The organism is Franconibacter pulveris (genome assembly GCF_056780215.1).
On sequence record NZ_CM165555.1, the window covers coordinates 755,130 to 768,987 of the forward strand.

Genomic DNA, 13,858 nt, shown 5'->3' on the forward strand with positions numbered 1-13,858 from the left:
TAACGCGACGAATGAAAGCAGCGGCAAAATCGCTTAAACCGAAACGCCAGGAAGATCAGGCCAGCTTTGTGAGCTGGCGTTTTGCGTTGCTTTGCGGCTGTATTTTGCTGGCGCTGGCATTCCTGTTAGGGCGCGTGGCGTGGCTTCAGATTATCAATCCCGATATGCTGGTGCGCCAGGGCGACATGCGTTCCCTGCGCGTACAGGAAGTTTCTACTTCTCGCGGCATGATAACGGACCGTTCAGGCAGGCCGCTCGCGGTGAGCGTGCCGGTTAACGCTATCTGGGCAGACCCGAAAGAGCTGCATGACGCTGGCGGCATCACGCTCGATAACCGCTGGAAGGCGTTGTCTGATGCGCTCAAACTGCCGCTGGATCAGCTGTCCGCGCGAGTAAACGCCAACCCGAAAGGCCGCTTTATCTATCTTGCCCGTCAGGTCAACCCGGATATCGGGGAATACATCAAAAAACTGAAGCTTCCTGGCATTCACTTACGTCAGGAATCTCGTCGTTATTACCCGTCAGGCGAAGTAACCGCTCACCTCATCGGCTTTACCAACGTGGATAGTCAGGGTCTTGAAGGCGTAGAGAAAAGCTTCGACAAATGGCTTACCGGCCAACCGGGCGAGCGTATCGTCCGTAAAGACCGTTACGGTCGGGTAATTGAAGATATCTCTTCAACCGACAGCCAGGCCGCGCATAATCTTGCCCTCAGTATTGATGAACGCCTTCAGGCGCTGGTTTACCGCGAACTGAGCAATGCTGTCGCCTTTAACAAGGCGGAATCGGGCAGCGCGGTGCTGGTGGACGTCAATACCGGCGAAGTGCTGGCGATGGCCAATAGCCCCTCTTACAACCCAAACAATATTTCCGGCACTCCGAAAGATGTCATGCGTAACCGCACCATTACCGACGTGTTTGAACCCGGTTCCACGGTCAAACCCATGGTCGTGATGACGGCTTTGCAGCGCGGCGTGGTGCGTGAGAATACCGTACTGAATACCGTCCCTTACCGAATTAACGGCCATGAAATCAAAGACGTGGCGCGTTACAGCGAATTAACCCTGACCGGGGTGTTGCAGAAGTCGAGTAACGTCGGCGTTTCCAAGCTGGCGTTAGCGATGCCGTCCTCAGCGTTAGTAGATACTTACTCACGTTTTGGACTGGGAAAAGCGACCAATTTGGGGTTGGTCGGAGAACGCAGTGGCTTATATCCTCAAAAACAACGGTGGTCTGACATAGAGAGGGCCACCTTCTCTTTCGGCTACGGGCTAATGGTAACGCCGTTACAGTTAGCGCGAGTCTACGCAACCATCGGCAGCTACGGCATTTACCGTCCGCTGTCGATAACCAAAGTTGACCCGCCAGTGCCAGGCGAGCGCATCTTCCCGGAATCTATCGTCCGCACCGTCGTACATATGATGGAAAGCGTGGCGCTGCCGGGCGGCGGCGGCGTGAAGGCGGCTATCAAGGGTTACCGCATCGCCATTAAAACCGGTACGGCGAAAAAAGTAGGGCCGGACGGGCGCTACATCAACAAATACATCGCTTATACCGCAGGCGTTGCGCCAGCCAGCAACCCGCGTTTCGCGCTGGTAGTGGTTATCAACGACCCGCAGGCGGGTAAATATTACGGCGGCGCGGTGTCAGCGCCTGTGTTCGGCGCCATCATGGGCGGCGTATTGCGCACCATGAATATCGAGCCGGACGCGCTGGCAACGGGCGAGAAAAGTGAATTTGTAATTAATCGAGAAGAGGGAACAGGTGGCAGATCGTAATTTGCGCGACCTTCTCGCTCCTTGGGTGCCAGGCGCACCGGAGCGGGCACTGCGGGAGATGACGCTTGACAGCCGTGTGGCTGCATCGGGCGATCTCTTTGTGGCGGTGGTCGGTCATCAGGCGGACGGGCGTCGATATATCCCGCAGGCAATAGCGCAAGGTGTGGCTGCCATCGTTGCTGAAGCGCAGGGCGAAGCGACCGACGGTGAAATCCGCGAAATGCATGGCGTACCGGTTATCTATTTAAGCCAGCTTACTGAGCGCCTTTCCGCGCTGGCGGGCCGCTTTTATGAAGTGCCTTCCGAACGTCTTCGCCTGATTGGCGTTACTGGCACTAACGGTAAAACGACCACGACTCAACTGCTGGCGCAGTGGAGCGCGCTGCTTGGCGAGTCCAGCGCAGTGATGGGCACAGTGGGCAACGGGCTGCTGGGTAAAGTTAGCCCGACGGAAAACACCACTGGCTCGGCAGTCGATGTACAACAAGTGCTGGCGAGCCTCGCAGGGCAGGGCGCAACCGTCGCCGCTATGGAAGTCTCTTCCCACGGTCTGGTGCAGCATCGCGTGGCGGCGCTGAAATTCGCCGCCTCGGTCTTTACCAACTTAAGCCGCGACCATCTGGATTATCACGGCGACATGACGCACTACGAAGCCGCCAAATGGCTGCTTTTTTCCTCGCACCACTATGGACAGGCCATCGTGAATGCCGATGACGAAGTGGGGCGCCGTTGGCTGGCAAAGCTGCCGGACGCCGTAGCGGTGTCGATGGAAGAGAATATTAATCCGAACTGCCATGGTCGCTGGTTGAAAGCGACCGGTGTGGATTATCACGACAGCGGCGCCACTATCCGCTTCGCCTCCTCCTGGGGAGAGGGCGAAATCGAAAGTCGTCTGATGGGCGCCTTTAACGTCAGCAACCTGCTGCTTTCACTGGCGACGCTGCTGGCGCTGGGCTACCCGCTGGCTGAACTGCTCGCCACCGCTTCGCGTCTGCAGCCCGTTTGCGGACGCATGGAGGTCTTTAGCGCGCCGGGTAAACCCACCGTGGTTGTCGATTACGCCCATACGCCGGACGCGCTCGAAAAAGCGCTTGAGGCTGCGCGACTGCACTGCGCGGGCACCTTATGGTGCGTCTTTGGCTGCGGCGGCGATCGCGATAAGGGCAAACGTCCTCTGATGGGCGCTATCGCTGAACAGTATGCTGATATCGCGGTGGTTACGGACGATAACCCGCGCACTGAAGAGCCGAAGGCGATTATCGCCGATATTCTCGCCGGCATGATGGATGCGGGCCGCGCTCGCGTGGTGGAAGGCCGCGCTGAGGCGGTAACCAGCACCATTATGCAGGCGAAAGAGAACGACGTCGTGCTGATAGCAGGCAAAGGCCATGAGGATTATCAGATTGTCGGCACCCGTCGTCTCGATTACTCCGACCGCGTTACTGCAGCCCGCCTGCTGGGAGTTGTCGCATGATCCGCGTTTCTTTAAGCCAGCTTGCCAGCATCCTGAACGCTGAGCTGCATGGCAGCGATACCGATATCGCAGAGGTGACGACCGATACCCGCAAAGTTACCGCAGGCTGTTTGTTTGTCGCGCTGAAAGGCGAACGTTTTGACGCGCATGATTTTGTCGACCAGGCGAAAGCGGGCGGCGCGGGCGCGCTGCTGGTCAGCCGTAAGGTCGAGTGCGAGCTGCCGCAACTGGTTGTTGAAGATACCCGGCTGGCGTTCGGTGCGCTGGGCGCCTGGGTGCGCCAGCAGGTGCCGACGCGCGTCGTGGCGTTGACTGGCTCTTCCGGCAAAACCTCGGTTAAAGAGATGACTGCGTCCATTCTTGGCGAATGCGGCAACACGCTTTATACGGCAGGCAATCTCAATAATGACATCGGCGTGCCGATGACGCTGTTGCGCCTTACGCCAGAACATGAGTTCGCGGTGATTGAGCTTGGCGCTAATCATCAGGGCGAAATCGCCTGGACCGTCAGCCTGACGCGTCCTGAAGCGGCTCTGGTGAACAACCTCGCAGCGGCGCACCTGGAAGGGTTTGGCTCGCTTGCCGGCGTAGCGAAAGCCAAAGGGGAAATTTTTACCGGCCTGCCGAAGGACGGTATCGCCATTCTCAACGCGGACAATAACGACTGGCTGAACTGGCAGAGCGTGATTGGCAATCGTAAAGTATGGCGCTTCTCGCCCAACGCGGCGCAGAGCGATTTTACCGCCACCAATATTCATGTGACTTCCCACGGTACCGAGTTCACGCTTCGTACGCCGACAGGCGATATCGATGTCGTGCTCCCGTTGCCGGGACGTCACAACATCGCGAACGCGCTGGCGGCATCGGCGCTGGCGATGGCGGTTGGCGCAAGTCATGAAGCGATCAAAACGGGTCTTGCGAAGCTTAAAGCCGTACCGGGACGCCTGTTCCCCATTGCACTTGGCGAAAACCAACTGCTGCTGGACGACAGCTACAACGCTAACGTCGGCTCCATGACGGCGGCGGCTCAGGTGCTTTCCGACATGCCTGGCTACCGGGTAATGGTGGTAGGCGATATGGCCGAGCTGGGCGCGGAAGCGGTGGAGTGCCATCGACAGGTGGGCGAAGCGGCGAAGGCCGCAGGCATCGACCGCGTGCTAAGCGTGGGCAATCTTAGCCAGGCGCTTGGCGAAGCAAGCGGCGTAGGCGAGCATTTTAGCGATAAAAACGCCGTTGTAGCGCGTCTGCAGGCGCTGATAGCAGAGCATTCCATCATCACCATTTTAGTGAAAGGTTCACGTAGTGCCGCCATGGAAGAGGTGGTACGCGCATTACAGGAGAAGGGGACATGTTAGTTTGGCTGGCCGAGCATTTGGTCAAATATTATTCGGGCTTTAACGTCTTTTCTTATCTGACGTTTCGCGCCATCGTCAGCCTGCTGACCGCGCTCTTCATCTCTTTATGGATGGGGCCGCGCCTCATCGCGCGCCTGCAACAGCTTTCTTTCGGTCAGGTTGTTCGCAACGACGGCCCGGAGTCGCATTTCAGCAAGCGCGGGACGCCGACCATGGGCGGCATTATGATCCTGACTTCCATTGTGGTTTCGGTGCTGCTCTGGGCTTATCCCTCCAATCCGTATGTCTGGTGCGTGCTCTTCGTTCTGGTAGGTTACGGCGCGGTAGGGTTCGTGGATGATTACCGCAAAGTGGTGCGCAAAGACACTAAGGGGCTGATTGCCCGCTGGAAATATTTCTGGATGTCGGTTATTGCGCTGACGGTGGCTTTTGCGCTCTACATCACCGGTAAGGATACGCCTGCGACGGAACTGGTCGTGCCGTTCTTTAAAGATGTTATGCCGCAGCTGGGCATTTTCTACGTCCTGCTGGCCTATTTCGTGATTGTCGGTACCGGCAATGCCGTTAACCTGACGGATGGCCTCGACGGACTGGCGATTATGCCGACCGTGCTGGTGGCGGGCGGCTTCGCGCTGGTGGCCTGGGCGACCGGCAACATGAACTTCGCTAACTATCTCCATATTCCTTATCTGCGTCACGCGGGCGAGCTGGTGATTGTCTGTACCGCTATCGTCGGCGCGGGGCTGGGCTTTTTATGGTTCAACACCTACCCGGCGCAAGTCTTTATGGGCGATGTCGGGTCGCTTGCGCTTGGCGGCGCGCTCGGCGTTATCGCCGTGCTGCTGCGTCAGGAGTTTTTGTTGGTGATTATGGGCGGCGTGTTTGTCGTAGAGACCCTGTCGGTGATCCTGCAGGTAGGCTCCTTCAAGCTGCGCGGCCAGCGTATTTTCCGCATGGCGCCTATCCATCATCACTATGAACTGAAAGGCTGGCCGGAGCCGCGCGTTATCGTGCGCTTCTGGATAATTTCGCTGATGCTGGTGCTGATTGGCCTGGCTACGCTTAAGGTACGTTAATCATGGCAGAGTATCAGGGTAAAAAAGTCGTCATCATCGGCCTTGGGCTAACCGGGCTTTCCTGCGTGGACTTTTTCCTGGCGCGCGGCGTTACGCCGCGCGTAGTGGATACTCGTCTCTCTCCGCCAGGCCTGGATAAGCTGCCGGAAGCGGTAGAACGACATCTTGGCGATTTAAATGAAAGTTGGCTGTTGGACGCCGATCTTATCGTCGCCAGCCCTGGCATCGCGTTGGCGCATCCGGCGCTGAGCGCGGCGGCGGATGCAGGGGTAGAAATTGTTGGCGACATTGAGCTCTTTTGCCGTGAAGCGCAGGCGCCCATCGTCGCTATTACCGGTTCAAATGGTAAAAGCACCGTGACAACGCTGGTAGGCGAGATGGCCAAAGCCGCTGGCGTGAATGTGGGCGTCGGCGGCAACATCGGTCTGCCTGCCCTGATGCTGCTGGATGAAGAGCGGGAACTCTACGTGCTCGAGCTTTCCAGCTTCCAGCTTGAAACCACTTCCAGCCTGAAGGCTGCGGCCGCCACGATCCTTAACGTGACGGAAGATCATATGGATCGCTACCCGTTTGGCCTGCAGCAGTATCGCGCGGCAAAACTGCGTATCTACGAGAACGCGAAGGTCTGCGTCGTTAACGCCGACGATGCGTTGACAATGCCGGTGCGCGGCGCAGATGAGCGTTGCATCAGTTTCGGCATTGATGTGGGCGACTATCACCTTAACCGTCAGCAGGGCGAGACCTGGTTGCGGGTGAACGGTGAAAAAGTGCTTAACGTGAAAGAGATGAAGCTTGTTGGCCAGCATAACTTTACCAATGCCCTGGCGGCGCTGGCGCTGGCGGATGCCGCAGGCCTGCCGCGGGCCAGCAGCCTTAAGGCGCTGACCACCTTTACCGGTTTGCCCCACCGCTTCCAGTTGGCCTTTGAGCATAATAAGGTTCGCTGGATCAATGATTCTAAAGCCACCAACGTCGGCAGCACCGAGGCGGCCTTAAACGGGCTAAACGTGGACGGTACGCTGCATCTGCTGCTGGGCGGCGATGGCAAATCCGCGGATTTCTCCCCGCTGCGTCGTTATCTGCAGGGCGATCGTATTCGCCTGTGGTGTTTTGGCCGCGACGGGGCCGAACTGGCGGCGCTGCGCCCTGACGTCGCTCAACAGAGCGAAACGATGGAGCAGGCGATGCGTCAGATAGCCGCTGTGGTGCAGCCGGGCGATATGGTGCTGCTCTCTCCCGCCTGCGCCAGTCTCGATCAGTTTAAAAACTTCGAGCAGCGTGGCGACATCTTTACCCGACTGGCGAAGGAGTTAGGCTGATGCGCTTGTCTCTTCCACGCCTTCGTCTGCCGCGCGTACCGGGATCCGCTATCCTGGTATGGCTGTTTATGGCGGTAAAAGGCTGGGTGATGGGTTCGCGGGAAAAAGATGCCAACAGCATCGTGCTGTACGACCGCACCCTGCTGTGGCTGACCCTCGGCCTGGCCGCCATTGGCTTTATCATGGTGACGTCAGCCTCAATGCCCGTAGGGCAGCGGCTGGCGAGCGACCCCTTTCTGTTTGCCAAGCGCGATGCGCTTTATATCGTGCTGGCGTTTTGCCTGGCGATGATCACGCTGCGTTTGCCGATGGCTTTCTGGCAACGGCACAGCGCCGCCATGCTTATCGCTTCCATCATTATGCTGCTCATCGTGCTGGTGGTCGGCAGCTCTGTTAACGGGGCGTCGCGCTGGATTGCCCTTGGCCCGCTGCGTATTCAGCCTGCGGAGTTCTCCAAGCTTTCGCTGTTTTGCTTCCTCTCCAACTACCTGGTGCGCAAGGTGGATGAAGTGCGAAACAACCTGCGGGGCTTTTTAAAGCCGATGGGCGTGATTCTGGTGATGGCGGTGCTGCTGCTGGCGCAGCCGGACCTTGGTACGGTGGTGGTGCTGTTTGTTACGACACTTGCGATGCTGTTCCTGGCAGGCGCCAAGCTCTGGCAGTTTATCGCCATTATCGGCATGGGCATTTCGGCCGTGGTGCTGCTGATCCTGGCCGAGCCTTACCGTATTCGCCGCGTAACCTCTTTCTGGAACCCGTGGGAAGATCCTTTCGGCAGCGGCTACCAGTTGACCCAGTCGCTGATGGCGTTTGGTCGCGGCGAGCTGTGGGGTCAAGGACTTGGCAACTCGGTGCAAAAACTGGAGTACCTGCCGGAAGCGCATACCGACTTCATCTTCTCCATCATTGCTGAAGAGCTGGGTTATATCGGTGTGGTGCTGGCGCTTTTAATGGTATTCTTCGTGGCTTTTCGTGCTATGTCGATAGGGCGTCGGGCGCTGGAGATTGACCAGCGCTTTTCCGGTTTCCTGGCCTGTTCCATCGGTATCTGGTTTAGCTTCCAGGCGCTGGTGAACGTGGGGGCGGCCGCCGGCATGCTGCCGACCAAAGGTCTGACGCTGCCGCTTATCAGTTACGGCGGCTCGAGCTTACTGATTATGTCGACAGCTATCATGCTGCTGTTGCGAATTGATTATGAAACGCGCCTGGAGAAAGCGCAGGCGTTTACAAGAGGTTAAGAATGGCTGGTCAACCGAAGCGGTTAATGGTGATGGCGGGCGGAACGGGCGGACACGTCTTTCCGGGCCTTGCCGTGGCGCACCATTTAATGGCCCAGGGCTGGCAGGTGCGCTGGCTGGGTACCGCGGATCGCATGGAGGCGGACCTGGTTCCGAAGCACGGGATTGAGATCGATTTTATTCGCATCTCAGGCTTACGGGGCAAAGGCGTAAAAGCGCTGGCGCTGGCGCCGCTACGTATTTTCAACGCCTGGCGGCAGGCGCGGACCATTATGAAACGCTTTAAGCCGGATGTCGTGCTGGGCATGGGCGGCTATGTTTCCGGCCCCGGCGGGCTGGCGGCCTGGTCGCTCGGCGTGCCGGTGGTGCTGCATGAGCAAAACGGCATTGCAGGCTTGACGAATAAATGGCTGGCGAAAATCGCCCGCAAGGTCATGCAGGCTTTTCCCGGCGCTTTCCCCAATGCGGACGTGGTGGGCAACCCGGTGCGCACTGATGTGCTGGCGCTTCCGTTGCCGCAGACGCGATTAGCGGGACGTGAAGGGCCGGTACGCGTACTTGTCGTGGGCGGTTCGCAGGGCGCGCGCGTTTTAAACCAGACGATGCCGCACGTGGCGGGGCGTCTGGGCGATAAAGTCACTATCTGGCACCAGAGCGGCAAAGGTGCGCAGTCAGATGTGCAAGAGGCCTATGCCGCTGCGGGCGAGCCGCAGCATAAGGTCACCGAATTTATTGATGATATGGCTGCGGCCTACGCCTGGGCTGATGTGGTCGTGTGCCGTTCCGGCGCGCTGACCGTCAGCGAAATCGCTGCAGCAGGCCTGCCGGCGCTGTTTGTGCCTTTCCAGCACAAAGACAGGCAGCAGTACTGGAATGCGCTGCCGCTTGAAAAAGCGGGCGCGGCGAAAATTCTTGAACAACCGCAGTTCACCGTTGAGGCGGTGGCTGAAACGCTGGCGCAGTGGGACAGAGCAACGCTGCTGTCTATGGCTGAGCGGGCTCGCGCCGCCGCCATTCCGGACGCTACCGAGCGGGTGGCGAACGAGGTCCGCGCTGCCGCGCTGGCGTAACTATTGCGGATGCGTGTTGCTCCGCGTGATTTGAGATGTTGATGGCGTTGATGCCGAAGGCTTTAAGAGAATGAATACACAACAACTGGCGAAACTGCGTTCTATCGTGCCCGAGATGCGTCGCGTCCGGCACATTCACTTTGTTGGTATCGGCGGCGCCGGTATGGGCGGCATTGCCGAAGTGCTGGCCAACGAAGGCTACCAGATCAGCGGCTCCGATCTGGCGCCGAACGCTGTCACGCAGCAGTTGACGTCGCTTGGCGCGACAATTTATTTCAACCATCGCCCTGAAAACGTACGCGACGCAAGCGTGGTGGTGGTTTCCAGCGCGATTACAGCGGATAACCCGGAAATCGTCGCCGCTCATGAAGCGCGCATCCCGGTTATTCGCCGTGCGGAAATGCTGGCGGAATTAATGCGTTTTCGTCACGGCATCGCCGTTGCGGGTACGCATGGCAAAACCACGACCACGGCGATGGTGTCCAGCATTTACGCTGAGGCGGGCCTGGACCCGACCTTTGTTAACGGCGGCCTGGTGAAAGCGGCGGGTACGCATGCTCGTCTCGGCAACAGTCGTTATCTGATTGCCGAAGCGGATGAAAGCGACGCTTCCTTCCTGCATTTGCAGCCAATGGTGGCGATTGTTACCAACATCGAAGCCGATCACATGGATACCTACCAGGGCGACTTCGAAAATTTAAAGCAAACCTTTATCAACTTTTTGCACAATCTGCCGTTTTATGGACGTGCGGTTATGTGTGTGGATGACCCGGTTATCCGTGAGTTGCTGCCTCGCGTTGGACGTCAGACGACGACCTACGGTTTCAGCGATGACGCTGACGTGCGCATTGAAGAGTACCGCCAGACTGGCGCGCAGGGGCACTTTACGCTGGTGCGCCAGGATAAACCGGAACTGCGCGTGACGCTTAACGCGCCGGGCCGCCATAACGCGCTGAACGCGGCGGCGGCAGTCGCGGTAGCGACGGAAGAGGGCATTGAAGATGACGCTATTCTGCGTGCGCTGGAAAGTTTCCAGGGCACCGGGCGTCGCTTCGATTTCCTTGGCGAATATCCGCTGGAAACGGTGAACGGCAAAGCGGGCACCGCCATGCTGGTGGATGACTACGGTCATCATCCGACTGAAGTGGAAGCGACTATCAAAGCGGCGCGCGCTGGCTGGCCGGAGAAAAACCTGGTCATGATTTTCCAGCCGCACCGTTTTACCCGCACGCGCGATCTCTATGACGATTTCGCCAATGTGCTGGCGCAGGTTGACGTGCTGTTGATGCTGGACGTTTATCCGGCAGGTGAAGCGCCTATTCCCGGCGCGGACAGCCGTTCTCTGTGCCGCACCATTCGCGCTCGCGGCAAAGTCGATCCGATTCTGGTCTCTGACCCGACTCAGGTAACGGAAATGCTGGCGCCGGTACTGTCGGGCAATGATTTGATTCTGGTGCAAGGGGCAGGCAATATCGGGAAAATTGCCCGTCAACTGGCGGAAGCGAAGCTGCAACCCCGTGCGCAAGAGGAGACGCAACATGGCTGAGAAAATCGCCGTTCTGTTGGGTGGAACATCCGCTGAGCGTGAGGTCTCTTTACAGTCCGGTGCTGCGGTGCTGGCTGGCCTGCGTGAAGCGGGCGTCAACGCGCATCCGGTGGATACGCGTGAGGTTCCTGTCACCACGCTTAAGGTTCAGGGCTTCGATAAAGTGTTTATCGCGCTGCATGGCCGCGGCGGCGAAGACGGTACGTTGCAGGGGACGCTGGAGTTTCTTGGCTTGCCCTATACCGGCAGCGGCGTGATGGCTTCGGCCATTACGATGGACAAAATGCGCACCAAATTGCTCTGGCAAGGCGCCGGGCTGCCCGTGGCGCCGTGGGTGGCGTTAACCCGTCAGCAAGTAAGCCAGGGACTGGACGCGCAGACCGAGGCGCGAATTGCCGCGCTGGGGTTGCCGGTTATTGTTAAGCCGAGCCGTGAGGGGTCCAGCGTGGGCATGTCGAAGGTGGATAAGCCGCAGGCGCTGTCAGACGCGCTGCAGCTTGCCTTTGAACATGACGATGAAGTGTTAGTCGAGAAGTGGTTGAGCGGCCCGGAATTTACCGTGGCTATTGTGGGAGAAACAATTCTTCCCTCGATCCGCATCCAACCCGCTGGCGTCTTCTATGATTATGAGGCGAAGTATCTCTCTGATGAGACACAATATTTTTGCCCAAGCGGCCTTGAAGCAGAGCGTGAGGCGGCGTTACAGGCGCTGGTGATGCAAGCCTGGAACAGCCTCGGCTGCGAAGGGTGGGGGCGAGTAGACGTCATGCTGGACAGCGACGGCGCGTTTTATTTGCTGGAGGTAAACACCGCCCCTGGAATGACGAGCCATAGTCTGGTGCCGATGGCGGCGCGTCAGGCGGGGATGAGCTTCTCGCAACTGGTGGTGCGTATTCTGGAGCTGGCGAACTGATATGTCTCAGGCTGCTCTGAACACGCGTACACGCCAGGAAGAGATTGCGTCCTCTCGTCGGAATAATGGAACGCGTCTTGCAGGAATCATTTTCCTGCTGGCAGTATTGTTGACCGTGTTTTTCGGCGGCTGGATGGTGCTTGGCTGGATGGATGACGCGCAGCGACTGCCGCTCTCGAAGCTGGTAGTGACTGGCGAGCGGCATTACACCCGTAATGATGATATTCGTCAGTCAATTCTGGCGCTTGGCGCTCCCGGCACGTTTATGACGCAGGACGTTAATATCATCCAGAGTCAGATTGAGCGCTTGCCCTGGATCAAACAAGCAAGCGTAAGAAAGCAATGGCCTGACGAATTGAAGATTCATCTGGTTGAATATGTGCCTTTAGCGCGTTGGAATGACCAGCATATGATAGATGCCGACGGAAACGCTTTTAGCGTGCCGTCGGACCGCACCAGCAAGCAAAACTTGCCGATGCTTTCGGGCCCTGAAGGGAGCGAGAGCGAGGTTTTACAAGGTTTTCGCGCGATGGGGCAGGTATTGGCTAAGAGCAATTTTACGTTGAAAGAGGCGGCGATGACCGCCCGGCGCTCCTGGCAGTTGACGCTGACCAACGGGATTAAGCTCAACCTTGGCCGGGACGAAACGATGAAACGGCTGGATCGCTTTGTGGAACTTTACCCTGTTTTACAACAGCAGGCGCAGGCCGACGGGAAACGGATAAGTTACGTTGATCTGCGTTATGACTCTGGCGCGGCGGTTGGCTGGGAGCCCGCCCCCATCGAGGAATCTAATCAGCAACAGAATCAGGCACAGGCAGAACAACAATGATCAAGGCGACGGACAGAAAACTGGTAGTTGGACTGGAGATCGGTACCGCAAAGGTTGCCGCTTTAGTAGGGGAAGTTCTGCCCGACGGTATGGTCAATATCATTGGCGTAGGGAGCTGCCCTTCCCGTGGTATGGATAAAGGCGGCGTTAACGACCTGGAATCGGTGGTGAAGTGTGTACAGCGCGCCATCGACCAGGCCGAACTGATGGCGGACTGCCAGATTTCGTCGGTATACCTGGCGCTGTCCGGCAAGCACATCAGTTGCCAGAACGAAATCGGTATGGTGCCAATTTCTGAAGAAGAAGTTACACAGGAAGATGTTGAAAACGTCGTCCATACCGCAAAATCGGTTCGTGTTCGTGATGAGCATCGCGTATTGCATGTGATTCCACAGGAATACGCTATTGATTACCAGGAGGGGATTAAAAACCCCGTTGGGTTATCCGGCGTGCGCATGCAGGCAAAAGTGCACTTGATCACATGTCACAACGATATGGCGAAAAACATTGTTAAAGCCGTGGAACGTTGTGGTCTTAAAGTTGACCAACTCATTTTTGCCGGTCTTGCCGCCAGCTATTCCGTCTTAACAGAAGACGAACGTGAGCTGGGCGTCTGTGTAGTGGACATTGGTGGCGGTACAATGGACATGGCTGTCTACACTGGCGGCGCGTTGCGCCATACGAAAGTTATCCCTTACGCAGGGAATGTCGTCACTAGCGACATCGCCTATGCGTTTGGTACCCCGCCGAGCGACGCCGAAGCGATTAAAGTTCGTCACGGCTGCGCGTTAGGTTCGCTGGTGGGGAAAGATGAAAGCGTTGAAGTGCCAAGCGTGGGCGGGCGACCGCCGCGCAGCCTGCAACGCCAGACGCTGGCTGAAGTGATTGAGCCGCGTTATACCGAGCTGCTTAACCTCGTTAACGAAGAGATCCTGCAGTTGCAGGAGCAGCTCCGCCAGCAGGGTGTGAAACATCATTTGGCGGCGGGGATTGTATTAACGGGTGGCGCGGCGCAAATTGAAGGCCTGGCTGCCTGTGCGCAGCGCGTATTCCATACGCAAGTGCGCATTGGGCAACCATTGAATATTACAGGTCTTACCGACTATGCCCAGGAGCCTTATTACTCCACGGCGGTGGGTTTGCTGCACTACGGCAAAGAAACCCACCTGAGCGGTGAGATGGAAGTGGAAAAGCGCGCCTCGGTGGGTTCGTGGATCAAGCGAATCAACAGTTGGCTGCGAAAAGAGTTTTAATTTT

Annotated in this window: 11 protein-coding genes; all 11 read left to right on the forward strand. The window is 57.8% G+C overall.

Annotation, left to right across the window (positions count from 1 at the left end):
• Positions 1-11 precede the first annotated feature (11 nt).
• The 11 genes from ACU4F7_RS03640 to ftsA all read left to right on the forward strand — a co-directional run bounded on the left by ACU4F7_RS03640 (position 12) and on the right by ftsA (position 13,854).
• Entirely contained in the window at positions 12-1,778 is a 1,767-nt protein-coding gene (locus ACU4F7_RS03640; protein ID WP_029591216.1) for a peptidoglycan glycosyltransferase FtsI, read from the forward strand.
• Complete coding sequence (murE, locus tag ACU4F7_RS03645) at positions 1,765-3,252, forward strand: UDP-N-acetylmuramoyl-L-alanyl-D-glutamate--2,6-diaminopimelate ligase (protein WP_481638052.1); 1,488 nt, start codon at positions 1,765-1,767, stop codon at positions 3,250-3,252. The genes ACU4F7_RS03640 and murE overlap by 14 nt, the downstream gene beginning before the upstream one ends.
• Positions 3,249-4,607, forward strand: coding sequence for a UDP-N-acetylmuramoyl-tripeptide--D-alanyl-D-alanine ligase (gene murF / locus ACU4F7_RS03650; RefSeq protein ID WP_029591214.1), 1,359 nt, complete (start codon positions 3,249-3,251; stop codon positions 4,605-4,607). The genes murE and murF overlap by 4 nt, the downstream gene beginning before the upstream one ends.
• The gene (gene mraY, locus ACU4F7_RS03655) at positions 4,601-5,683 is read left to right on the forward strand and encodes a phospho-N-acetylmuramoyl-pentapeptide-transferase (RefSeq protein ID WP_029591213.1); all 1,083 of its coding nucleotides are present in this window, start codon (positions 4,601-4,603) and stop codon (positions 5,681-5,683) included. The genes murF and mraY overlap by 7 nt, the downstream gene beginning before the upstream one ends.
• Before the next feature lie 2 nt (positions 5,684-5,685).
• A complete protein-coding gene (gene murD, locus ACU4F7_RS03660) occupies positions 5,686-7,002 on the forward strand; it encodes a UDP-N-acetylmuramoyl-L-alanine--D-glutamate ligase (protein WP_029591212.1) in 1,317 nt (438 codons plus the stop codon).
• Positions 7,002-8,240, forward strand: coding sequence for a cell division protein FtsW (ftsW, locus tag ACU4F7_RS03665; RefSeq protein ID WP_481638053.1), 1,239 nt, complete (start codon positions 7,002-7,004; stop codon positions 8,238-8,240). The genes murD and ftsW overlap by 1 nt, the downstream gene beginning before the upstream one ends.
• A gap of 2 nt (positions 8,241-8,242) precedes the next feature.
• The gene (murG, locus tag ACU4F7_RS03670) at positions 8,243-9,310 is read left to right on the forward strand and encodes an undecaprenyldiphospho-muramoylpentapeptide beta-N-acetylglucosaminyltransferase (protein ID WP_481638054.1); all 1,068 of its coding nucleotides are present in this window, start codon (positions 8,243-8,245) and stop codon (positions 9,308-9,310) included.
• A 70-nt stretch (positions 9,311-9,380) separates the two neighbouring features.
• The gene (murC, locus tag ACU4F7_RS03675) at positions 9,381-10,856 is read left to right on the forward strand and encodes a UDP-N-acetylmuramate--L-alanine ligase (RefSeq protein ID WP_481638055.1); all 1,476 of its coding nucleotides are present in this window, start codon (positions 9,381-9,383) and stop codon (positions 10,854-10,856) included.
• Complete coding sequence (locus tag ACU4F7_RS03680; RefSeq protein WP_024560674.1) at positions 10,849-11,769, forward strand: D-alanine--D-alanine ligase; 921 nt, start codon at positions 10,849-10,851, stop codon at positions 11,767-11,769. Before murC ends, ACU4F7_RS03680 begins: the two co-directional genes overlap by 8 nt.
• Before the next feature lies 1 nt (position 11,770).
• Positions 11,771-12,601 carry a cell division protein FtsQ gene (ftsQ, locus tag ACU4F7_RS03685; protein ID WP_024558262.1) on the forward strand — a complete coding sequence of 277 codons (831 nt, stop codon included), beginning with the start codon at positions 11,771-11,773 and terminating at the stop codon, positions 12,599-12,601.
• Entirely contained in the window at positions 12,598-13,854 is a 1,257-nt protein-coding gene (gene ftsA, locus ACU4F7_RS03690) for a cell division protein FtsA (RefSeq protein WP_024558263.1), read from the forward strand. Before ftsQ ends, ftsA begins: the two co-directional genes overlap by 4 nt.
• Positions 13,855-13,858 lie beyond the last annotated feature (4 nt).